This is a genomic window from unidentified bacterial endosymbiont, from assembly GCF_918797525.1.
Taxonomy (GTDB): Bacteria; Pseudomonadota; Gammaproteobacteria; order Enterobacterales; family Enterobacteriaceae; genus Enterobacter.
Genome location: NZ_OU963893.1, coordinates 1,821,143 through 1,843,111, shown reverse-complemented (window position 1 = coordinate 1,843,111; position 21,969 = coordinate 1,821,143). Strand labels below are relative to the sequence as shown.

General features: G+C 57.9%; 16 protein-coding genes and 2 pseudogenes. 8 read left to right on the top strand and 10 right to left on the bottom strand.

Going from position 1 to position 21,969, the window contains the following annotated elements; translation table 11 throughout:
* Positions 1-53 precede the first annotated feature (53 nt).
* The 7 genes and pseudogenes from NL510_RS08800 (at position 54) to trhP (ending at position 11,912) form a co-directional block, all read left to right on the top strand.
* Positions 54-1,244, top strand: coding sequence for an MdtA/MuxA family multidrug efflux RND transporter periplasmic adaptor subunit (locus NL510_RS08800; protein WP_253383782.1), 1,191 nt, complete (start codon positions 54-56; stop codon positions 1,242-1,244).
* Positions 1,244-4,367: pseudogene (locus NL510_RS08795) on the top strand (MdtB/MuxB family multidrug efflux RND transporter permease subunit). The gene NL510_RS08800 and the pseudogene NL510_RS08795 overlap by 1 nt, the downstream one beginning before the upstream one ends.
* Entirely contained in the window at positions 4,368-7,445 is a 3,078-nt protein-coding gene (mdtC, locus tag NL510_RS08790; protein WP_253383780.1) for a multidrug efflux RND transporter permease subunit MdtC, read from the top strand.
* Positions 7,446-8,270 (top strand): MFS transporter, encoded by an 825-nt coding sequence (locus NL510_RS08785; RefSeq protein ID WP_253383778.1) that lies wholly within the window; start codon positions 7,446-7,448, stop codon positions 8,268-8,270.
* Positions 8,267-9,670 carry an envelope stress sensor histidine kinase BaeS gene (baeS, locus tag NL510_RS08780; protein WP_253383776.1) on the top strand — a complete coding sequence of 468 codons (1,404 nt, stop codon included), beginning with the start codon at positions 8,267-8,269 and terminating at the stop codon, positions 9,668-9,670. The genes NL510_RS08785 and baeS overlap by 4 nt, the downstream gene beginning before the upstream one ends.
* Entirely contained in the window at positions 9,667-10,389 is a 723-nt protein-coding gene (baeR, locus tag NL510_RS08775) for an envelope stress response regulator BaeR (protein WP_253383774.1), read from the top strand. Before baeS ends, baeR begins: the two co-directional genes overlap by 4 nt.
* A gap of 161 nt (positions 10,390-10,550) precedes the next feature.
* Positions 10,551-11,912 (top strand): prephenate-dependent tRNA uridine(34) hydroxylase TrhP, encoded by a 1,362-nt coding sequence (trhP, locus tag NL510_RS08770; protein WP_253383772.1) that lies wholly within the window; start codon positions 10,551-10,553, stop codon positions 11,910-11,912.
* Between the two features lie 131 nt (positions 11,913-12,043).
* On the opposite strand, the gene NL510_RS08765 is transcribed toward trhP, so the two are convergent.
* The 3 genes and pseudogenes from NL510_RS08765 to NL510_RS08755 form a co-directional block, all read right to left on the bottom strand.
* Positions 12,044-12,331: a hypothetical protein gene (locus tag NL510_RS08765; RefSeq protein WP_253383770.1), complete on the bottom strand. Its 288-nt coding sequence runs from the start codon at positions 12,329-12,331 to the stop codon at positions 12,044-12,046.
* Complete coding sequence (locus tag NL510_RS08760; protein ID WP_253383768.1) at positions 12,319-12,534, bottom strand: hypothetical protein; 216 nt, start codon at positions 12,532-12,534, stop codon at positions 12,319-12,321. The genes NL510_RS08765 and NL510_RS08760 overlap by 13 nt, the downstream gene beginning before the upstream one ends.
* 385 nt (positions 12,535-12,919) lie before the next feature.
* Positions 12,920-13,057, bottom strand: a pseudogene (locus tag NL510_RS08755) (IS66 family transposase); the annotation flags it as partial.
* Between the two features lie 120 nt (positions 13,058-13,177).
* On the opposite strand from NL510_RS08755, the gene yegS reads away from it, so the two are divergent.
* On the top strand, positions 13,178-14,077 hold the full coding sequence (yegS, locus tag NL510_RS08750) for a lipid kinase YegS (RefSeq protein ID WP_253383766.1): 900 nt from the start codon (positions 13,178-13,180) through the stop codon (positions 14,075-14,077).
* Here yegS and NL510_RS08745 read toward each other — a convergent pair.
* The 7 genes from NL510_RS08745 to fbaB form a co-directional block, all read right to left on the bottom strand.
* Complete coding sequence (locus tag NL510_RS08745; RefSeq protein WP_253383764.1) at positions 14,074-14,847, bottom strand: ABC transporter ATP-binding protein; 774 nt, start codon at positions 14,845-14,847, stop codon at positions 14,074-14,076. The two genes, yegS and NL510_RS08745, sit on opposite strands and share 4 nt — an antisense overlap.
* A gap of 9 nt (positions 14,848-14,856) precedes the next feature.
* Positions 14,857-15,717, bottom strand: a complete 861-nt coding sequence (locus tag NL510_RS08740; protein ID WP_253383762.1) for an ABC transporter ATP-binding protein — start codon at positions 15,715-15,717, stop codon at positions 14,857-14,859.
* On the bottom strand, positions 15,689-16,594 hold the full coding sequence (locus tag NL510_RS08735) for an ABC transporter permease (RefSeq protein WP_253383760.1): 906 nt from the start codon (positions 16,592-16,594) through the stop codon (positions 15,689-15,691). Before NL510_RS08735 ends, NL510_RS08740 begins: the two co-directional genes overlap by 29 nt.
* Positions 16,591-17,628, bottom strand: coding sequence for an ABC transporter permease (locus NL510_RS08730; RefSeq protein WP_253383753.1), 1,038 nt, complete (start codon positions 17,626-17,628; stop codon positions 16,591-16,593). Before NL510_RS08730 ends, NL510_RS08735 begins: the two co-directional genes overlap by 4 nt.
* Entirely contained in the window at positions 17,625-19,241 is a 1,617-nt protein-coding gene (locus NL510_RS08725) for an ABC transporter substrate-binding protein (RefSeq protein ID WP_253383751.1), read from the bottom strand. Before NL510_RS08725 ends, NL510_RS08730 begins: the two co-directional genes overlap by 4 nt.
* 33 nt (positions 19,242-19,274) lie before the next feature.
* Positions 19,275-20,429, bottom strand: a complete 1,155-nt coding sequence (locus NL510_RS08720) for a mandelate racemase family protein (protein WP_253383743.1) — start codon at positions 20,427-20,429, stop codon at positions 19,275-19,277.
* Positions 20,430-20,815: 386 nt separating this feature from the next.
* Positions 20,816-21,868, bottom strand: a complete 1,053-nt coding sequence (fbaB, locus tag NL510_RS08715) for a class I fructose-bisphosphate aldolase (protein WP_253383741.1) — start codon at positions 21,866-21,868, stop codon at positions 20,816-20,818.
* Positions 21,869-21,969 lie beyond the last annotated feature (101 nt).

Here is a 21,969-nt window from a genome sequence, read left to right as displayed (position 1 = left end):
CTGACTAAACTAGTATCATTCCCCTCAGTGTTTCAGGATGAGAACGTATAACGATGAAAGGCAGTCATAAATCCCGCTGGGCAATCGCCGTTGGCATCATTGTGGTGGTCGTTGCCGCCGCCTGGTACTGGCACAGCCCGGCAACACCGGCAGGGGCCAACAGCCAGCCGCAGCGCCCAACGGCCAGAGGGCGTCACGGTATGCGCGGCGCGGCGCTGGCGCCAGTTCAGGCTGCGACCGCGGCGAATAAAGCGGTGCCACAATATCTCTCCGGGCTGGGCACCATCACCGCGGCGAATACCGCGACGGTACGTAGCCGCGTTGACGGTCAACTTCTGGCGATCCACTTCCAGGAAGGCCAGCAGGTGAAAGCCGGGGATTTACTGGCAGAGATTGACCCCAGTCAGTTTAAAGTGGCCCTCGCTCAGGCTCAGGGGCAGCTGGCGAAAGATAAAGCCACGCTCGCCAACGCCCAGCGCGATTTAGCGCGTTATCAACACCTGGTGAAAACCAATTTGGTTTCGCGTCAGGAGCTTGATACTCAGCAGTCGCTGGTGAGCGAGTCCAGAGGCACGATCAAAGCAGATGAGGCCGCCGTCGCCAGCGCGCAACTGCAGCTCGACTGGAGCCGTATCACCGCGCCGATTGACGGTCGGGTTGGCCTGAAACAGGTGGATATTGGTAACCAAATCTCCAGCGGCGATACCACCGGGATCGTGGTCATTACCCAAACCCACCCTATCGATCTGGTGTTTACCCTGCCGGAAAGTGATATCGCCACCGTCGTTCAGGCACAAAAGGCAGGTAACGGTCTGATTGTAGAAGCCTGGGATCGCGCCAATAAGCAAAAACTCAGCGAAGGGACGCTGCTCAGTCTGGATAACCAGATCGACACCACGACCGGCACCATCAAGCTGAAAGCCAGATTTAACAACCCGGATGACGCCCTGTTCCCGAACCAGTTTGTGAATGCGCGGATGCTGGTTGCCACCGAAGAAAACGCGGTAGTGATCCCGACGGCAGCGCTGCAGATGGGTAACGAAGGCAATTTCGTCTGGGTGCTTAACAGCGAAAACCAGGTCAGCAAACATCTGGTGAAAACCGGGATCCAGGACAGCCAGACGGTTGTGATTAGCGCAGGCCTTTCCGCGGGCGAGCGCGTGGTCACCGACGGGATAGACCGCCTGACCGAAGGGGCTAAAGTGGAAGTGGTCGAACCGGCGAAACCGGGAGCAAAAGCCTGATGCAGGTCATGCCGCCATGCTCTACAGGTGGGCCGTCACGCCTGTTTATTATGCGTCCTGTCGCCACCACGCTGCTGATGGTGGCAATCCTGCTGGCCGGGATTATCGGCTATCGCTTCCTGCCCGTTTCCGCTCTGCCGGAAGTGGATTACCCGACGATCCAGGTCATTACCCTTTATCCAGGCGCCAGCCCGGATGTGGTGACCTCTGCCATTACCGCCCCACTGGAGCGCCAGTTTGGTCAAATGTCTGGCCTGAAACAGATGTCGTCCCAGAGTTCGGGGGGCGCATCGGTGGTCACGCTGCAGTTCCAGCTGGCGCTGGCGCTGGATGTGGCCGAGCAGGAGGTACAGGCCGCGATTAACGCCGCCACCAACCTGCTGCCGTCCGACCTGCCTAATCCGCCGGTGTACAGCAAAGTCAACCCGGCGGATCCGCCAATCATGACGCTCGCCGTGACGTCATCCGCCATGCCGATGACCCAGGTTGAAGATATGGTCGAAACCCGCGTGGCGCAGAAGATTTCGCAGGTGTCCGGCGTGGGCCTGGTGACGCTGGCGGGCGGGCAGCGTCCGGCTGTCCGCGTGAAGCTCAATGCGCAGGCGATTGCTGCGCTGGGGTTAACCAGTGAAACCATCCGTACCGCCATCAGCACTGCCAACGTTAACTCGGCCAAAGGCTCGCTGGATGGGCCGACCCGGGCCATCACGCTGTCGGCCAACGACCAAATGCAGTCCGCCGATGAGTACCGTCAGCTGATCATCGCTTACCAGAACGGCGCGCCGGTACGGCTGGGCGATGTCGCCACCGTGGTACAGGGCGCTGAAAACAGCTGGCTCGGCGCCTGGGCTAATACCCAGCAGGCGATCGTGATGAACGTCCAGCGCCAGCCGGGTGCCAATATCATTGATACTGCCGACAGCATCCGCGCCATGCTGCCCCAGTTGATTGAGAGCCTGCCGAAGTCGGTGAGCGTGAAAGTGCTTTCTGACCGCACCACCAACATTCGCGCGTCGGTTACCGACACCCAGTTTGAGCTGATGCTGGCAATCGCGCTGGTGGTGATGATCATCTACCTGTTCCTGCGCAACGTGCCCGCAACCATTATTCCCGCCGTAGCCGTTCCGCTCTCGCTGGTGGGCACGTTTGCGGTGATGGTGTTCCTCGATTTCTCCATCAACAACCTGACGCTGATGGCGCTCACCATCGCCACCGGTTTCGTGGTGGATGACGCCATCGTGGTTATTGAGAACATCTCGCGCTATATCGAGAAAGGGGAAAAACCGCTGACCGCCGCGCTGAAAGGCGCCGGCGAGATCGGGTTTACCATTATCTCCCTCACCTTCTCGCTGATTGCGGTGCTGATCCCACTGCTGTTTATGGGGGATATCGTCGGACGTCTGTTCCGGGAGTTTGCCGTGACGCTGGCCGTGGCGATTTTGATCTCTGCGGTGGTTTCGCTGACGCTGACGCCAATGATGTGCGCCCGCATGCTGAGTTATGAATCCCTGCGCAAACAGAATCGTTTCTCCCGCGCCTCTGAGCGTATGTTCGAACGCATCATCGCCGCCTATGGTCATGTGCTGGCAAAAGTGCTCAACCACCCGTGGGCGACCCTCGGCGTGGCGCTTGGGACCCTGGCGCTGAGCGTGATGCTGTGGATCATTATACCGAAAGGTTTCTTCCCGATTCAGGACAACGGCATTATTCAGGGCACGCTTCAGGCGCCCCAGTCGGTCTCTTTCGCCAACATGGCCCAACGCCAGCAGCAGGTTTCTGAAATCATCATGAAAGATCCGGCGGTCGAAAGCCTGACCTCCTACGTAGGCGTCGATGGTACCAACCCGTCGCTGAACAGCGCCCGTCTGCAAATCAACCTTAAACCGCTGGCTGCGCGCGACGATCGGGTGCATGCGGTCATTGAACGTCTACAGAATTCCGTCAATCGCGTGCCGGGCATCGAGCTTTACCTGCAGCCGGTTCAGGATCTCACTATTGATACCCAGCTCAGCCGCACGCAGTACCAGTTCACCCTGCAGGCGACCACGCTCGAGGCGCTTAGCACCTGGGTGCCGCAACTGGTGGATAAACTCAAAACGCTGCCGCAGCTTTCGGACGTTAGCAGTGACTGGGAGGACAAAGGGCTGGCGGCATACGTGAACGTCAATCGTGATACCGCCAGCCGTCTGGGCATCACCATGTCCGACGTCGATAACGCGCTGTACAACGCCTTTGGTCAACGTTTGATTTCAACCATTTACACCCAGGCGAACCAGTATCGCGTGGTTCTGGAACATGATACCGACACTACCCCCGGGCTGGCGGCGCTGGACGCAGTACGCCTGACCAGTAAAGACGGAGGCATTGTGCCATTAAGCGCGATTGCCAGCGTGGAGGAGCGCTTTACCCCGCTGTCGATAAACCATCTGGATCAGTTCCCGTCCACCACCATTTCGTTCAACGTGCCGGACGGATACTCACTGGGCGAAGCGGTTGAGGCCATTCAGGGTGCCGAAAAAGAGCTGAGCTTCCCGTCCGACATTCAGACCCAGTTCCAGGGCAGCACGCTGGCGTTCCAGGCTGCGCTGGGCAATACCGTCTGGCTGGTCGTAGCGGCCGTGGTGGCGATGTATATCGTGCTCGGCGTGCTGTATGAAAGCTTCATCCATCCAATCACCATCCTCTCTACCCTGCCGACGGCGGGCGTGGGGGCGCTGCTGGCACTGATGCTGGCAGGCAGCGAGCTGGACGTGATTGCGATAATCGGCATCATTTTGCTTATCGGGATCGTCAAGAAAAACGCCATCATGATGATCGACTTTGCCCTTGCCGCCGAACGCGAACAGGGCATGTCGCCACGGGATGCTATTTTCCAGGCCTGCCTGCTGCGTTTTCGTCCGATCCTGATGACCACGCTGGCCGCGCTGTTAGGCGCATTGCCGCTGATGCTCAGTACCGGCGTCGGGGCAGAACTCCGCCGTCCGCTGGGGATTGGCATGGTGGGGGGGGCTGCTGGTAAGCCAGGTGCTGACGCTATTTACGACGCCGGTCATTTACCTCCTGTTTGACCGTCTGGCGCTCTGGACAAGAAGCCGCTTGCCGAAACGTGAAGAGGAGGCGTAAGTGACGTTTTTCGCGCTCTTCATTCACCGCCCGGTGGCGACGATTTTGCTTTCAATCGCCATCACCCTCTGCGGCGTGTTGGGTTTCCGGCTGCTTCCGGTGGCCCCGCTGCCGCAGGTGGATTTCCCGGTGATCATGATCAGCGCCTCGCTGCCGGGTGCGTCGCCGGAAACCATGGCATCATCGGTCGCCACCCCGCTTGAACGATCGCTCGGGCGCATTGCCGGGGTTAATGAAATGACCTCCAGCAGCTCGCTTGGCAGCACGCGCATCATTCTGGAATTCAATTTCGACCGGGATATTAACGGCGCAGCGCGTGACGTGCAGGCGGCCATTAACGCTGCGCAAAACCTGTTGCCGAGCGGGATGCCGAGCCGTCCGACCTACCGCAAAGCCAACCCGTCCGATGCGCCCATCATGATCCTGACCCTGACCTCGGACACCTATTCTCAGGGGCAACTGTACGACTTTGCCTCCACACAACTGGCGCAGACCCTCGCCCAGATCGACGGCGTGGGTGACGTTGACGTCGGCGGCAGCTCCCTGCCCGCCGTGCGGGTGGGCTTAAACCCCCAGGCGCTGTTTAACCAGGGCGTGTCGCTGGACGATGTGCGTACCGCTATCAGCAGCGCCAACGTGCGCAGGCCGCAGGGGGCCATCGAGGACCACAGCCGCCGCTGGCAGATCCAGACTAACGACGAGCTGAAAACCGCCGCCGAATATCAGCCGCTGATTATTCACTACAACAACGGCGCGGCGGTCCGTCTGCGCGATGTCGCTCGCGTTACGGACTCGGTGCAGGACGTGCGTAATGCCGGGATGACCAACGCCAAACCAGCCATCCTGCTGATGATCCGCAAGCTGCCGGAAGCCAACATCATCCAGACGGTGAACAGCATTCGCGAGCGCCTGCCGGAATTACAGGAAACCATTCCGGCGGCGATTGATCTGCAAATTGCCCAGGACCGTTCTCCGACCATTCGCGCTTCGCTCGAAGAGGTGGAGCAGACGTTAATTATCTCCGTGGCGCTGGTTATCCTGGTGGTGTTCTTATTTCTGCGCGCCGGGCGCGCGACGCTTATTCCGGCTGTCGCAGTACCGGTATCGCTGATTGGCACCTTTGCCGCCATGTATCTGTGCGGCTTTAGCCTTAACAACCTGTCGCTGATGGCGCTGACCATCGCCACCGGCTTTGTGGTGGATGACGCCATCGTGGTGCTGGAAAACATTTCCCGCCATCTTGAGGCAGGGATGAAGCCGCTACAGGCGGCGCTTCAGGGAACGCGTGAAGTGGGCTTTACGGTGCTGTCCATGAGCCTCTCTCTGGTGGCGGTGTTCCTGCCGCTGCTGCTGATGGGTGGGCTACCGGGGCGGCTACTGCGAGAGTTTGCCGTCACGCTGTCGGTGGCTATCGGAATTTCGCTGGTGATTTCCCTCACGCTAACGCCGATGATGTGCGGCTGGATGTTAAAGCGCAGCAAACCGCACTCACAGCCGCGTCGCAAGGGCTTTGGCCGTTTGCTGGTGGCGATGCAGGAGGGTTACGGCAAATCCCTGAAGTGGGTGCTGAACCACACCCGCCTTGTCGGGCTGGTGCTCATCGGCACCATCGTGCTCAACGTCTGGATGTACATCACCATTCCGAAAACCTTCTTCCCGGAACAGGACACCGGGGTGCTGATGGGCGGCATTCAGGCTGACCAGAGCATTTCGTTCCAGGCGATGCGCGGTAAGCTGCAGGACTTCATGAAGATCATTCGTGAAGATCCGGTGGTCGATAACGTCACCGGGTTTACCGGCGGTTCACGCGTAAACAGCGGGATGATGTTTATCACCCTTAAATCACGCGACGCGCGCAATGAAACGGCGCAACAGGTCATCGACCGACTGCGCGTGAAGCTCGCCAGAGAGCCGGGCGCTAACCTGTTTTTGATGGCCGTTCAGGATATCCGCGTAGGTGGACGTCAGTCGAATGCCAGCTACCAGTACACGCTGCTTTCAGACGATTTAGCCGCCCTGCGCGAGTGGGAGCCGAAGATCCGCAAGGCGCTGGCCGCGTTGCCACAGCTGGCGGACGTCAACTCCGACAGCCAGAACAACGGCGCAGAGATGGCCCTGACCTACGATCGTGAAACCATGTCACGTCTCGGTATTAACGTTGAGGCCGCCAACAGCCTGCTGAATAACGCCTTCGGCCAGCGCGAGGTGTCCACCATCTATCAGCCGATGAACCAGTACAAGGTGGTGATGGAGGTGGATCCGCGTTACACCCAGGACATCAGCGCGCTGAACAAAATGTTTGTGATTAACGATGACGGCAAAGCGATCCCGCTCTCTTACTTCGCCAGCTGGCAGCCAGCCAACGCGCCGCTGTCGGTGAACCATCAGGGGCTGTCGGCGGCCTCGACCATCTCGTTCAACCTGCCAACCGGTTCGTCGCTCTCCGAAGCCAGCGATGCGATCAACCGCACGATGATCCAGCTTGGCGTGCCCTCCACCGTGCGCGGCAGCTTTGCCGGGACTGCGCAGGTCTTCCAGGACACCATGAACTCGCAGGTGATTTTGATTCTGGCGGCGATTGCGACTGTGTATATTGTGCTTGGGGTACTGTATGAAAGCTACGTCCATCCGCTGACCATTCTTTCGACCCTGCCGTCGGCGGGCGTCGGGGCACTGCTGGCGCTTGAGCTATTTGGTGCCCCGTTCAGCCTGATTGCGTTAATCGGGATCATGCTGCTCATCGGCATCGTGAAGAAAAACGCCATCATGATGGTCGACTTTGCGCTGGATGCCCAGCGCAACGGCAACCTGACGCCGGAAGAGGCGATCTTCCAGGCCTGCCTGCTGCGATTCCGCCCGATAATGATGACCACCCTGGCGGCGCTGTTTGGCGCCCTGCCGCTGGTGGTGTCCGGGGGTGACGGTGCCGAGCTACGCCAGCCGCTGGGGATCACCATTGTCGGCGGGCTGGTGATGAGCCAACTGTTAACGCTCTACACCACGCCAGTAGTTTATCTGTTCTTCGACCGCCTGCGGCTGCGTTTTTCCCGTAAAAACAGAATCACGGTGACGGAGTAAATGTCCGACCTCCCTGGTAACGTTCGCTGGCAGCAATGGATTGTCGCCTTTGGCTTCTTTATGCAGTCGCTGGATACCTCCATCGTCAATACCGCCCTCCCCTCAATGGCAAAAAGCCTTGGGGAGAGCCCGCTGCTTGGCCCGACGCTGGGCTGGGTTCTGGTTGAGTACGCCTCATGGCACTGGATTTTCTTAATCAACCTGCCGGTGGGCATCATCGGCGCGATTGCCACGCTGGCCCTGATGCCGAACGACAAAATGCAGACGCGGCGCTTTGATTTTTTTGGTTTTGTTCTGCTGGCCGTCGGAATGGCGACGCTCACGCTGGCGCTCGACGGTCAAAAAGGGCTGGGCATGCTGGTGGCCGTCGGTATCCCCGCCATCTTCTGGTATCTGTGGCACGCCAGAGGCAACGAAAAAGCGCTGTTCAGCCTGCTGTTTATGGCCGTGGCGCTCATGGGCTGGTACTACGCCCTGCCGCTGGTACTGTTTTGCCAGGGCATTATCAACGCGGTGCGCTTCTCGTCGATGAACACCTTGACGCTGAAAGATCTCCCGGACGCGCTGGCGAACAGCGGCAACAGTCTGCTGTCGATGATTATGCAGCTCTCCATGAGTATAGGGGTGACCCTCGCCGGGTTACTGCTCGGCATGTACGGGCAGCATCATATCAGCGTCGACACACCCGTCGCCCATCAGGTGTTTTTATACACTTATATCAGCATGGCGGTGGTTATCGCCCTCCCCGCCGTCATTTTCGCCCGCGTCCCGAATGACACCACGAAGAACGTCGTTATCCGACGCGGTAAAAGGAGTTCATCATGAAATTCTGGCGTCCGGGCATTACCGGCAAACTCTTCGTGGCGATTTTCGCCACCTGTATTGTCCTGCTGATCACCATGCACTGGGCGGTGCGGGTCAGCTTTGAACGCGGCTTTATTGACTATATCAAGCACGGCAACGAGCAGCGGCTGCAAGGCCTGAGCGATGCGCTTGCCGACCAGTATGCCCTGCACGGCAACTGGCGTTTTCTGCGTAATAACGACCGCTTTATATTCCAGATCCTGCGCTCACTTGAACACGATACCGACGACGATCGTCCGGGTCCCGGTATGCCGCCGCACGGCTGGCGCACCCAATTTTGGGTGATTGACCAGAAACGGCACGTGCTGGTTGGCCCGCGCGCTCCCCTTCCCCCGGACGGCACATCGCGCGCCATTACGGTGAACAACGCTACCGTCGGCTGGGTGATTGCCTCTCCGGTAGAACGCCTGACGCGCAACACCGATATCAATTTTGACCGTCAGCAGCGTCAGACCAGCTGGCTGATTGTGGCCCTCTCAACCCTGCTCGCCGCCCTTGCCACCTTCCCATTGGCGCGGGGCCTGCTCGCGCCGGTGAAACGGTTAGTCGAAGGCACGCATAAACTGGCGGCAGGGGATTTCACCACCCGCGTAGACACCCGCAGCCAGGATGAGCTGGGCAAGCTGGCGCAGGATTTCAACCAGCTTGCCAGCACCCTTGAGAAAAACCAGCAGATGCGCCGGGACTTTATGGCCGATATTTCCCACGAGTTACGTACCCCACTGGCGGTGCTACGCGGCGAGCTGGAGGCGATTCAGGACGGCTTACGCCAGTTCACCCCCGAATCCGTGGCCTCTTTGCAGGCGGAAGTTGGCACCCTGACCAAGCTGGTGGAGGACCTGCATCAGCTGTCAATGTCCGACGAAGGGGCGCTGGCTTACCAGAAAGCGCCGGTAGACCTGATCAACATTCTGGAAGTGATCAGCGGCGCCTTTCGTGAACGCTTCGCCAGCCGTCATTTAAGCATTGAGCTTTCGCTGCCGGACAGCGCCGTGGTGTTTGGCGACAGAGACCGCCTGATGCAGCTTTTCAACAACCTGCTGGAAAACAGCCTGCGCTACACCGACAGCGGCGGCGGGCTGCATATCTCTGGCAAACAGCTTAACGGGCGCTTTGCTCTCACCTTTGCCGATTCCGCCCCCGGCGTACAGGATGAACAACTGGAAAAACTGTTCGAGCGCTTTTATCGCACCGAGGGTTCACGCAACCGCGCCAGCGGCGGTTCAGGACTGGGCCTGGCGATATGCGTCAACATTGTCGAGGCGCACAATGGCACGATCCGCGCTGCCCATTCGCCTTTTGGCGGGGTTAGCATTACAGTAGAGTTACCTCTGGAACGGGATTTATCGAGAGAAGCATGACCGAGTTACCGATTGACGAAAACACGCCACGTATTTTGATAGTGGAAGATGAGCCTAAGCTTGGGCAGTTATTGATCGACTATTTACGTGCGGCCAGCTATGCCCCCACGCTTATCAGCCACGGCGATCGAGTACTCGCCTACGTGCGCCAGACGCCGCCGGACCTGATCCTGCTGGATTTAATGCTGCCAGGCACCGACGGCCTGACCCTGTGCCGTGAGATCCGTCGTTTTTCCGACGTGCCGATCGTGATGGTGACCGCTAAAATCGAAGAGATCGACCGCCTGTTGGGCCTCGAAATCGGCGCGGACGATTATATTTGCAAGCCCTACAGCCCGCGCGAAGTGGTTGCTCGCGTAAAGACCATTCTTCGCCGCTGCAAACCGCAGCGTGAACTGCAGGTACTGGACGCCGAAAGCCCGCTAATTGTTGACGAAAGCCGCTTTCAGGCGAGCTGGCGCAGTAAGCTTCTGGACCTCACGCCTGCCGAGTTCCGCCTGCTGAAAACGCTCTCCCACGAGCCGGGAAAAGTCTTTTCCCGTGAACAGTTGTTAAACCATCTGTATGACGATTACCGCGTGGTTACCGACCGCACCATCGACAGCCACATCAAAAACCTGCGCCGCAAGCTGGAAGCCCTCGACGCCGACCAGTCGTTTATTCGCGCGGTGTACGGCGTGGGGTATCGGTGGGAAGCGGATGCGTGCAGGATTACCTGATTTATTACTTTCCCCCTCTCGCCCTCCCCTCTGGGGGTGGGGCTAAGCCTTTACCTTCCCGCCCCGCAGCGCTACAATGCCCGCCCTTAAAGTGGGGGATCTCCCCTTACCGCTGCACCAGGTGTATGCGGATCTGACCTGTCATCAGAATGAGAACAATCATGTTTAAACCGGAACTCCTTTCCCCGGCGGGAACGCTGCAAAATATGCGTTACGCTTTCGCTTATGGCGCCGACGCGGTGTACGCGGGCCAGCCGCGCTACTCGCTGCGGGTGCGCAACAACGAATTCAACCACGAGAACCTGCAGCTCGGCATCAATGAAGCACATGCTCTGGGCAAGAAATTCTACGTGGTCGTGAATATCGCGCCGCACAATGCCAAGCTGAAAACGTTTATTCGTGATCTGAAACCGGTCGTGGGTATGGGGCCGGACGCGCTGATCATGTCGGATCCGGGTTTAATCATGCTGGTTCGGGAGCATTTCCCGGAAATGGACATTCATCTCTCCGTGCAGGCCAACGCCGTCAACTGGGCAACGGTGAAATTCTGGAAGCAGATGGGGCTGACCCGCGTCATTCTGTCTCGCGAGCTGTCTCTGGAAGAGATCGAAGAGATCCGCACTCAGGTGCCGGAGATGGAAATCGAAATTTTCGTTCACGGCGCGCTGTGCATGGCCTACTCCGGCCGCTGCCTGCTCTCTGGTTATATCAACAAGCGTGACCCGAACCAGGGCACCTGCACCAACGCCTGCCGCTGGGAATATAACGTTCAGGAAGGCAAAGAGGATGACATCGGCAACATTGTGCATAAACACGAGCCGATCCCGGTCACCAACGTCGAGCCTACGCCTGGCGTCGGTGCGCCAACCGACAGCGTGTTTATGATTGAAGAAGCCAAACGTCCGGGCGAGTACATGACCGCCTTTGAAGACGAGCATGGCACTTACATCATGAACTCTAAAGACCTGCGCGCCATTGCCCACGTCGAGCGTCTGACCCAGATGGGCGTGCACTCGCTGAAGATTGAAGGCCGCACCAAGTCCTACTACTACTGCGCCCGTACCGCGCAGGTGTACCGCAAAGCCATTGACGACGCCGCTGCCGGTAAACCGTTCGACACCACCCTGCTGGAAACCCTGGAAGGGCTGGCGCATCGCGGGTATACCGAAGGCTTTCTGCGTCGCCACACCCACGACGACTACCAGAACTATGAGCATGGCTACTCCATTTCGGAACGCCAGCAGTTTGTTGGCGATTTCACCGGCGAGCGTAAAGGCTCGCTGGCGGCGGTGGCCGTGAAGAACAAATTTACCAAAGGCGACAGCCTGGAGTTAATGACCCCGCAGGGCAACATGAACTTCCGTCTGGAGCATCTGGAAAACGGCAAAGGCGCCGCGATAGAGGTTGCCCCCGGCGACGGGCATGTCGTCTGGCTGCCGGTGCCGGAAGGAGTGGAGCTGGAGTTTGCGCTGCTGATGCGCAATTTTGCAGGTGAAAGCACCCGTAATCCGCACGGTAAATAGGTAGCGAGGATAATTTTTTGCGCTGGGATAATTCTTAGAATCGGATCACATACCGCTTCGTTCATTACGGGTATTATCCCCCCGCTGAAAAACATAACTCATAAATGCTAGTTTTACCAGGAACCACCTCCTTAGCCCGCGTAATCTCCCTTACGCGGGCTTATTTTTTTGATGTAACCAAATGAAATAAATGAATTTAATTCTAACAATGCCCACTCATTGACCACATCGATTCTCAGAGCAACGACACGCCACCGCGCTGGCGCTGGTTGGCAAAAACTGGAATCAAAAACGAATGCAAATTCATGCACCTGATGCATGCGCCGCTTAAAAACGGGAAAATCGCGGATAAATGGCATAAAAAAACCGACATTCTGAGTGCCGGTCTTATGGCTGAATGAATGTATCAGTTTTGCCATGATATGATGTCGTCCAGACCTGAGAGCAGGTCGGGAAAATAACTTTCATCAATATCGAGAGAACCCGCAAGCGTAATACTTTCAGCGTGGTTTTCAGGTGTTAGCTCCATTATGACGCCAACATCTCCGGCAAAATGCGCCTGGTGAAAATTAAACCCAACCTGCTCCAATGCTGAGGTTAAATGAATATTCTTAAATTTCACTCCATTCTTTAAGGCCTGATGGAAACTCGGTTTTTAAAGCAGCAATTGAGAACTCAACCCATACCATAATGCGGCTATAGGCTGAAATCTCTGGCTCACCCACTCTTTCCTAAGGCGTTAATTTCAGATGCCTGTCACCGCTGGTGATATCTATTATTACTCCCCCTTCACGGCATGTACTGAAAATGCATGATAGTCCAGTCAGCTTCCCTGACTAAAACCTCAAGACGGTATGACTTGTAAAAATATGTGCCTTTAATGTGCTTGTTTTCAACAAGTTTAAACATACGCGCTTCGTACCGGAAGAGGCCTGACTTTTTCGTAAGCGTACAGCGAGAGCCGTATTGACGGGGATGCATTATTCAGTTGGCAGTGTGACCCGCCACGACAGCAGCCAGCAACATGCATCCACCCAACCCGACAGCAGTGAGCGACTCAGTTCCACGCCCTGGTGGCTGTATATTTCAGACTGGCGATACAGCGGTGTGTGCTCTGCATACTTTGAGGTCAGCACGCGGGCCAGAGCACAGACGCATAAAGGGTAAACAACCGCTGGGGATTTTTGTCCCTTTCATCCTGTTCTTACCCGCTTTTTTTCTCTCTGCTGTACACTCTTGTTAAGCTAAAAAATGGAGCAGCGCGGATGGCAACCTATCCAGACAGTTTACTCATTCTTAACGGCAAGAGCGCCGGTAATGACATCCTGCGTCAGGCGATTGTCGGTCTGCGGGAAGACGGGGCGCGCATTCACGTGCGTGTCACGTGGGAGAAAGGCGATGCGGCACGGTATATCGATGAAGGTATCCGGTTGGGCGTCAAGACCCTCATTTCCGGCGGGGGAGACGGGACCATCAATGAGATAGCCAGCGCCCTGGTCCAGCGAAATGCCGACGAACGCCCGGCTATGGGCATTTTACCCCTCGGTACGGCGAACGATTTTGCCACCAGCGCGGGCATTCCCGACGAGCTGGAAAAAGCCCTTCAGCTTGCCATTATCGGCAAATCAACCGCTGTAGATATTGCTCAGGTGAATGATAAAACCTGCTTTATCAATATGGCGACGGGCGGTTTCGGTACCCGCATTACCAGCGAAACGCCGGAGAGGTTGAAAGCTGCCCTGGGCGGCGTTTCTTATTTGATCCACGGGCTGATGCGCATGGATACCCTCAAGCCTGACAGGTGTGAAATTCACGGCGAAAATTTTCACTGGCAGGGTGATGCGCTGGTGATCGGCATCGGCAACGGCCGTCAGGCGGGCGGCGGTCAGCAGCTTTGCCCGGAGGCGCTGATCAATGACGGCTTATTAGAACTGAGGATTTTCACCGGCGACGGGCTGCTGCCTGCGCTGTTCACGACCCTTACCCAGCCGCAGGCAAGTCCTAATATTATCGACGGGCAATCCGCGTGGTTTGAAATCAATGCGCCGCACGGGATGACGTTTAACCTCGACGGGGAACCATTAAGCGGTGAGACGTTCCGCATCGAGGTTGTACCGGGCGCGCTGCAGTGCCGTTTACCCCCGGACTGCGTACTGCTTCGCTAATACACCGCTACCTCGCGCGCCATCTCGCGGCTGTAGTGCTGGCTGGCGTTAATTAGCATCCGGGTATAAACGGTTTTAGCCTGCCCGGCAACCAGCTCGTCGACGGTCAGGCTTTCGAGAATTTTACCGTACTGCATCACCGCCACCTTCCGGCACAAATGCGCAATCACGCCCAAATCGTGCGTTACCATCAGATAAGTTAGAGTGGATTCACGCTGCAGTTCTGCCAGCAGGTTGAGGATCTCGGCCTGCACGGAGACGTCAAGCGCTGAGGTCGGTTCATCCAGCAACAGTACCTTCGGCTCAAGGATAAGCGCCCGGGCAATGGCCACGCGCTGCCTCTGCCCGCCGGAGAGCTGATGGGGATAGCGGTCGCGAAACGCCCGATTCAACCCCACTTTATCCAGCAGGGTATGAATACGCCGATCCCGCTCTTTTATACCGTGAATTTGCAGCGGCTCCTCCAGAATATCGCCGATGGTGTGGCGCGGATGGAGCGAACCGTAGGGATCCTGAAACACCATTTGCACCCGACGACAACGCTCCTGGCTGATGCATTTTTCCAGCGCTTTCCCGCCAATCGCCAGCTCGCCGTCCCAGTGGGTGAATAGCCCGGCCAGGCACTTTAATACCGTGGTTTTGCCGGATCCGGACTCGCCCACCAGGCCGTAAATTTCCCCCTCTTGCACGCTGATATTGACGTCATCCAGCACCTGATTACGCTTCTCGCCCTCGCCAAACGCCAGGTTGAGGTGTTTAATCTCAATCATTTCTGCTCCTTATTCACTAAGCCAGCTGGCCTGGCGCTGCAGTACCGGCAGCGTCGGACGACGGTGGTTGATTTCCGGCAGCGCGCTGATAAGCCCCTGGGTGTAGGGGTGCTTCGCATTGTGCAGATCTTTCGCCGCGATGGACTCCACGACCCGCCCGGCGTACATCACCAGCACCCGGTCGCAGAAGCTGCGCACCAGGTTGATATCGTGGCTGATGAAAATAAGCCCCAGACCGCGGGACTGCACTAAATCGTCCAGCAGGCCGAGCACCTGCAAACGCACCGACACATCCAGCGCAGAAGTCGGTTCATCCGCAATCACCAACTCCGGGTCGGTTATTAGCATCATCGCAATCATGATGCGTTGCCCCTGTCCGCCAGAGATCTCATGCGGATATAGATGATAAACCCGCTCCGGCTGGCGAATGCGAACCACGTCGAGCATCTCCAGCACTTTGGCTTTCGCCTCTGCCTTGCGCCCCGGGTGATGGGTCAGCCAGGCCTCGGCAATCTGGTTCCCGACGCAAACGACCGGGTTGAGCGAGTATTTCGGATCCTGCATGATCATCGAAATACGCTTACCGCGAATGCCGCGCATCTGCGCCTCGCTGACGCGACGTAAATCCACCTCGCCAAACTGCATCCGCATGGCGCGGATTTGGGCTTTCGCCGGGTGCAGGCGCAGCAGCGCCCGTCCGACGGTGGATTTCCCGGAACCGGATTCACCGACAATCGCCAGCTTTTCACGACCAAGCTGGAAGGAGACGCCGCGCACCGCGTGGGTTACGGCGCCGCCGTTGATAAAATCGACGTGGAGATCGCGCACGTCGAGCAAAGGGTTATTCGCTGCGAGGATCGAGGATGTCACGTAAGCCATCTCCTAAAAAGTTGAACGCCAGGCTGTTAATCAGGATCGCCAGCCCCGGGATAGTCACTACCCACCAGCACTCCATCATGTAGGTGCGACCGCTGGAAATCATCGCCCCCCATTCCGGGTCCGGCGGCTGTGCGCCGAGGCCGAGGAAGCCCAGCCCGGCGGCGGTCAGGATGATCCCCGCCATGTTCATGGTGATGCGAATAATGACCGACGGCAGGCACAGCGGTACAACGTGACGCCAGAGCACGCGCGCCGCAGATGCGCCCTGCAGACGTACGGCAGAGATAAAATCCGCCTGGCGCAACGAGAGCGTTTCGGCGCGCGCCAGGCGGGCTATCGGCGGCCAGGCGGTGAGCGTTATAGCGATCACCACATGCTCCAGCCCCGGCCCCAGCGCGGCGACAAATGCCAGCGCCAGCACCAGGCTGGGGAAGGAGATAAAGATATCGGTAACGCGCATCAGCACGGCATCCACCTTGCCGCCAAAATACCCTGCCGTCACGCCCAGCAGCAGCCCGAGCGGGCCGACGGTAACCGAGACCAGCAGCACGATATAGAGCGTAATGCGCGAGCCATACACCAGGCGGCTGAAGATATCCCGACCAAACTCATCGGTGCCAAACCAGTGCTGCGCGTTCGGCGCCACCAGCGTGTTGTTGAGATCTTGCACCAGCGGGTTATACGGCGCGATCAGCGGGGCAAAGGCGGCCACAATCAGCAGCAGCAGAATTATGCCCCCGCCAATGGCGGTCAGCGGGTTACGCGCCATTTTGCCGATAAAACCCGCAGTGCGGCCCGCGGCCCGTTTGATACGCTGGCGGTTTTCAGACTGCCCAGCCCCCAGCGGCGTATCCAGAGAAACGGTCATGATTTCGTCCTCGGGTCAAAGAATTGATACAACATGTCGGAGAGCAGGTTGAGCATCACAAAGATCACCCCCACCAGCAGCACGCAGCCCATTACCGCGTTCATATCGCCCAGCAGCAGGCTGCCGGTAAGATACGAACCAAAACCCGGCCAGGAGAAGACGGTTTCAATCAGCACCGCCCCTTCCAGCAGAGAGCCGTAGGCCAGCGCCACCACCGTCAGCAACTGCACAAGGATGTTGCGAAAAGCATGGTTCCAGATAACCTGGCGTTCGGTTAAGCCCTTGACGCGGGCGGTGATGATGAACTCTTGCGAAAGCTGCGCCAGCATAAAGCTGCGGGTCATACGGCTAATGTAGGCCAGCGAGTGAAAACCCAGCAGCGAGGCGGGGAGCACCAGGTGATTAATGGCGTTCCAGAAGACCGCGCTGTTCCCCGCCAGCAGCGCATCGAGGGTCATCAAACCCGTGCGCCGCGGCACCAAGCCATCCAGCCCCAGATCCAGACGCCCGGCGCCGCCCACCCAGCCGAGCCAGGCGTAGAACAGCAACAGCCCCATCATCCCGACCCAGAAAATCGGCGTGGAGTACCCCGCGAGGCTGATGATACGCACCACGTAGTCAGAAATACTGTTGCGCCGCGCCGCCGCCAGCACGCCCAGCGGAACGCCCAGACCTGCACCGACAATAATCGCCATCGTGGCGAGTTCAAGCGTCGCCGGGAAGACGCGCAGGATATCATCGGTAACCGGTTTTCCGGTCAACAGCGCATTGCCCAGATCACCGTGCAGCAGGTTGCCGAGGTAGATACCAAACTGGGTCAATAACGATTGGTCAAACCCCAACTGGTGATAAACCTGCTGATAGGTGCTTTGGTCGGCATCCGGGCCGACAATGGCCAGCACCGGGTCAACCGGCATCACGCGGCCAATGAAAAAGGTTAACAGCAACAGGCCGAACAGCGTGATCAGCACCTGAGTGAGCCGTTTCGAGAAGCGCCGGGTACGGGAGCCGGGCGCGAGGATCGCCACGCTCATTGTTCACCTCCGGTTTTATAGACCTCGCGCAGGAAGGTGGTGGCCGACGGATGCGACTGGAAGTTTTTGACGTCATTACGCACTACGACCGAATCGACCATCTGCGAGAGGGGGATCAGCGCCGGGATCAGCGCATCGTAACGCACCTGGATCTGCTGATAGTCGACGATTTGTTTCTTCGGATCGCGCTCCAGCAGGGCGTTGTCGATCATCTCGTTGAGCGGTTTGTCGTAGAAGCTGGTGCGCCAGCCCTGAAAGTTGGTCAACCGCGCCTCGTCGCTATTATCCGGGTTATAGACCAGCGCGCGCAGGCTGGAGTGGGGATGCGGCTCAACCCCGCTTCCGCCCCGCCCGACCAGCATGTCAAACTTGCGCTCGCGCATTGCGCCGTAGATCTGGTTCCCGGTGCCGGTAATGATTTTGGCGTTGATCCCCGCCTGCATCAGCGTCGACTGTACGGCGACGGCAATGTTCAGAAAGGGTTGATCCGCCAGCACGCGCAGGGTGGTATCGAAGCCGTCAGGATAACCCGCCTCCGCCAGCAGCTTTTTCGCCCGTGCGATATCGAGTCTGTAGCCTGGGTCCGGCAGCGTGGAGGGCATACCCGCCTTGATCGGGCGTTGGTGCAGCACGCCGTACCCCGGCATTAGCGCTTTATTGATCCCCTGATAATCAATCAGATAGCGCACCGCTTCGCGCACCTTCGGGTTGGCGAAATGGCCCTCCTTCATGCTCATCGCCACATAGTAAACCGTGCCTTTCTGCACGGCTTCGACGGTGAGCTGTGGGTCGTTACGCAGGGCATTGATGTCTGCTACCGCCATATTATTGGCAATATCGAGGTCGCCTTTTTCAATCATCAGGCGCAGGGTTTGTGACTCCTGAAAATGACGCAGCACCACGCGGCTCATCTTCGGTTCATCTCGCCAGTAGCGCGGGTTACGCTGCATACGCAGCACGTCTTTCGCCTGCCAGGTTTCAAGCATAAACGGGCCTGAACCGGCTTCGTTAGTGGTAAGCCAGCGGTTGCCCCAATCGTTATTTACCGCATGTTTTTGCACCGTTTGGCTGTCGAGCACGCCCAAATTACCGAGCGCGCCGAGGGAGTAGATCACCAGTTGCGGGTCATTGGCTTTCGGTAAGTCGATTTTTACGCTGTAAGCATCCGGGGCGCTAATCTGCTTATCGATGTTTTTCTTGCTGAAACCGTAAGATTTCCACACCGACGCCTGCGCGAGGTTAAGGTGCAGCAGACGGCGCATCGACCAGACCACATCCTCCGCCGTCAGTGGATTACCGGAGTGGAATTTTACGTCGTCGCGCAGATGAAAGGTCAGGCTTTTGCCGTCCGGGGCAATATCCCAGGACTTCGCCAGCGCGGGTCTGACGTTGGTGAGTTGGTTGGGATCCAGCTCTACCAGCGAATCGTAAAGATTGACCACAATGCCAACCACTTCGTTACCAGTCATTGCCGCCGGGTCGAGGGTGAGCAGATTATTCATATTCATACCGATGATGAGCTGGTCGGGCGGCGTTTTCGCATACGCCGCTCCGCTCCCCATCATCAGCGAGAGCGCGAGTAAGCACGCGCCGGCTTTGGGAGATCGTTTCATGTATATATCGCCTGTAGGGTACGTTTTTATCTGTCAGTCGTGGCTGACGGTATTGGCTTCGATATATGCAAAATTAATGTCTTCGCCCAGTCCCGGTCCGGTCGGCAGGCTGACCATGCCGTTTTCGTCCATCGGGTCGACCAGGCTATTAAGGTACGCCGCCGGTTCGTCGTAATCGAGGAACGGGTGCAGCAGGCCGCGCTCGTACCAGCGGCAGTTTTTGATCGCGCCGATGACCGCCAGGCTTGCCGCACCGTTACCGTGGATCTCGCAGTCCATGCCAAAGGATTCGGCCAGATGCGCAACTTTTAGTGTCGGTGCAATGCCGCCCACGCCGTTGGCCCCGGCGCGCAAAATGTCGCAGGCGCCCGCCTTAACCCAGTCCGCACGGCTGTGGTGTTTTCCGCCCAGGCTTTCCGGGCCGATAATCGGGATCGACAGATTCTCTGCCAGCCAGGCGTAGGAGGCCATGCTCTCCTCTTCCATCGGCTCTTCGAACCAGGCGAAATTGAGCTTTTCCAGTTCTTTACCGATAAAGAGCGCTTCTGTGCGGCTGTACCAGTGGTAGCCGTCGATCATCAGGTCGATGTCTGGCCCCACCGCTTCGCGCACGGCGGCACAGGCTTTAACATCCATTTTGGGGTTGGGAGCGAAGGAGACCGGCGGCATCCAGGTATGCAGCTTGATGGCCTTATAGCCGCGCGCCACCAGCTTTTGCGCGAAGCTGGCATACTCATCCGGGGTAGAAAGCCCGCCCGGCAGGTCATCACCGCACATCGTGCTGCCATAGGCGGGGACTTTATCACGGTAGCCGCCGAGCAGTTTCCAGACCGGCATATTGAGTTTACGGCCCGCCAGATCCCACAGGGCCTGCTCAACGAAGGAGAGCGCGCGCTCGGTCAATTGATGGGCGCTGCCGCGCTGCCAGTGCGCCAGATCCTGCCAGATACGCTCCCGATTGAACGCATCCTGGCCCAGTAACACCTTGCGAAAGAAGGTATTCACCACAAAGGGCCGCACCACTTCCGGCGGCGCGAACGAATACCCGTTGCTGCCATCGTCTGCGGTGATGGTCAGCATTGCCATTTTAGCCATGCTTTCCTGGCCCGGGTGCGAGTGCCCCGCACTGTCGGAGACCCGACGCGTCGGGTACTGGAAGACGGTAACATTTACAGATTCTATTTTCATTATTAGTCCTTAGCACGACGAAGACTCAGAGCGGCCTTGTATTTTGAAAAGCTGTTTCGAAACTCACTTTAAGCGCAAAATTCGTCCGCTGCCTTAGACAAATTCCGCTAAGCGTCGGCCAATTTTTGGGCATATGCACGGCAGGGAGTGATAGTTTTCACAAAAGGTAGGGGAACTGTGAAGTGGATCAGGATGGGTGTTTGCATCAAATGAAATGAAGTTTAAGGTTCCTTGCGCCTCATCCGGCCCTCACCCCTTGTGCAGCCCGGAGACAGTGATCGACCTGAAGAAAAATCGATCACCATGGGTAAACATGCTCAATAACGTTCTTCATGTCCCCGGATCGTCCCCCCTATGGATGAGGGGCAGGCGTAAACAGTAATGCCTTAAGCGATCGTCACTTTGCTATCCAGATACACATCCTGAACCGCATTGATCAGCTTCACGCCGTCGGCCATGGTTTTCTTAAACGCCTTACGGCCAAGGATCAGCCCCATGCCGCCCGCGCGCTTATTGATTACCGCCGTACGCACCGCGTCAGTGAGGTCGGTTTCGCCGCCTGCCGCACCGCCGGAGTTGATTAGCCCCGCGCGCCCCATATAGCAGTTCGCCAGCTGGTAGCGCACCAGATCGATTGGGTTATCGCTGGTCAGTTTGCTGTAGACGCGGTCATCGGTATAGCCAAAGTCCACCGCTTTATAACCGCCGTTATTTTCGGCCATTTTCTGCTTCACAATATCCGCCCCGATGGTCGCCGCCAGATGGTTGGCCTGGCCGGTCAAATCAGCAGACACGTGGTAATCCACGCCGTCTTTTTTGAAGGCATTGTTACGCAGATACGCCCAAAGGACCGTCACCATCCCCAGCTCGTGCGCGCGCTCAAAAGCCGCGGAAATTTCTTCAATCTGACGACGTGACTGCGCAGAACCAAAATAGATGGTCGCCCCCACCGCCACCGCGCCCATGTTGAACGCCTGCTCAACGCTGGCGTACAGCGTCTGGTCGTATTCGGTTGGGTAGCTCAGGGTTTCGTTGTGGTTGAGCTTAACCAGGAACGGAATGCGGTGGGCGTAGCGGCGAGATACGCTAGCCAGCACGCCGTAGGTGGATGCCACGCAGTTGCAGCCTGCCTCAATGGCCAGCTCAACAATGTTTTTGGGATCAAAGTACAGCGGGTTGGCGGCGAACGAAGCCCCCGCAGAGTGTTCAACGCCCTGGTCCACCGGCAGTATGGAAAGGTACCCGGTTCCGCCCAGCCGCCCGGTGTTATAAAGCGTCTGCATGTTACGCAGCACCGCTGGCGGTCGGTTATTGTCTATCATCACCCGGTCAACGTAGTCGTGGCCCGGCAGATAGAGCTGATCGGCTGGAATGGTCATACAACGATGCTGTAAAAGGTCGTCGGCGTCTTTGCCAAGCAACTGTGCAATATCAGTCATAGTGATGCTCCCGTCTTGCCGACGTCATGTCGGCGTGTGTTATCCAGGCCCGCCTTTTTGCGAGCAGGACTAAGCCTGGTACCGACTTAACAGATTTTCCA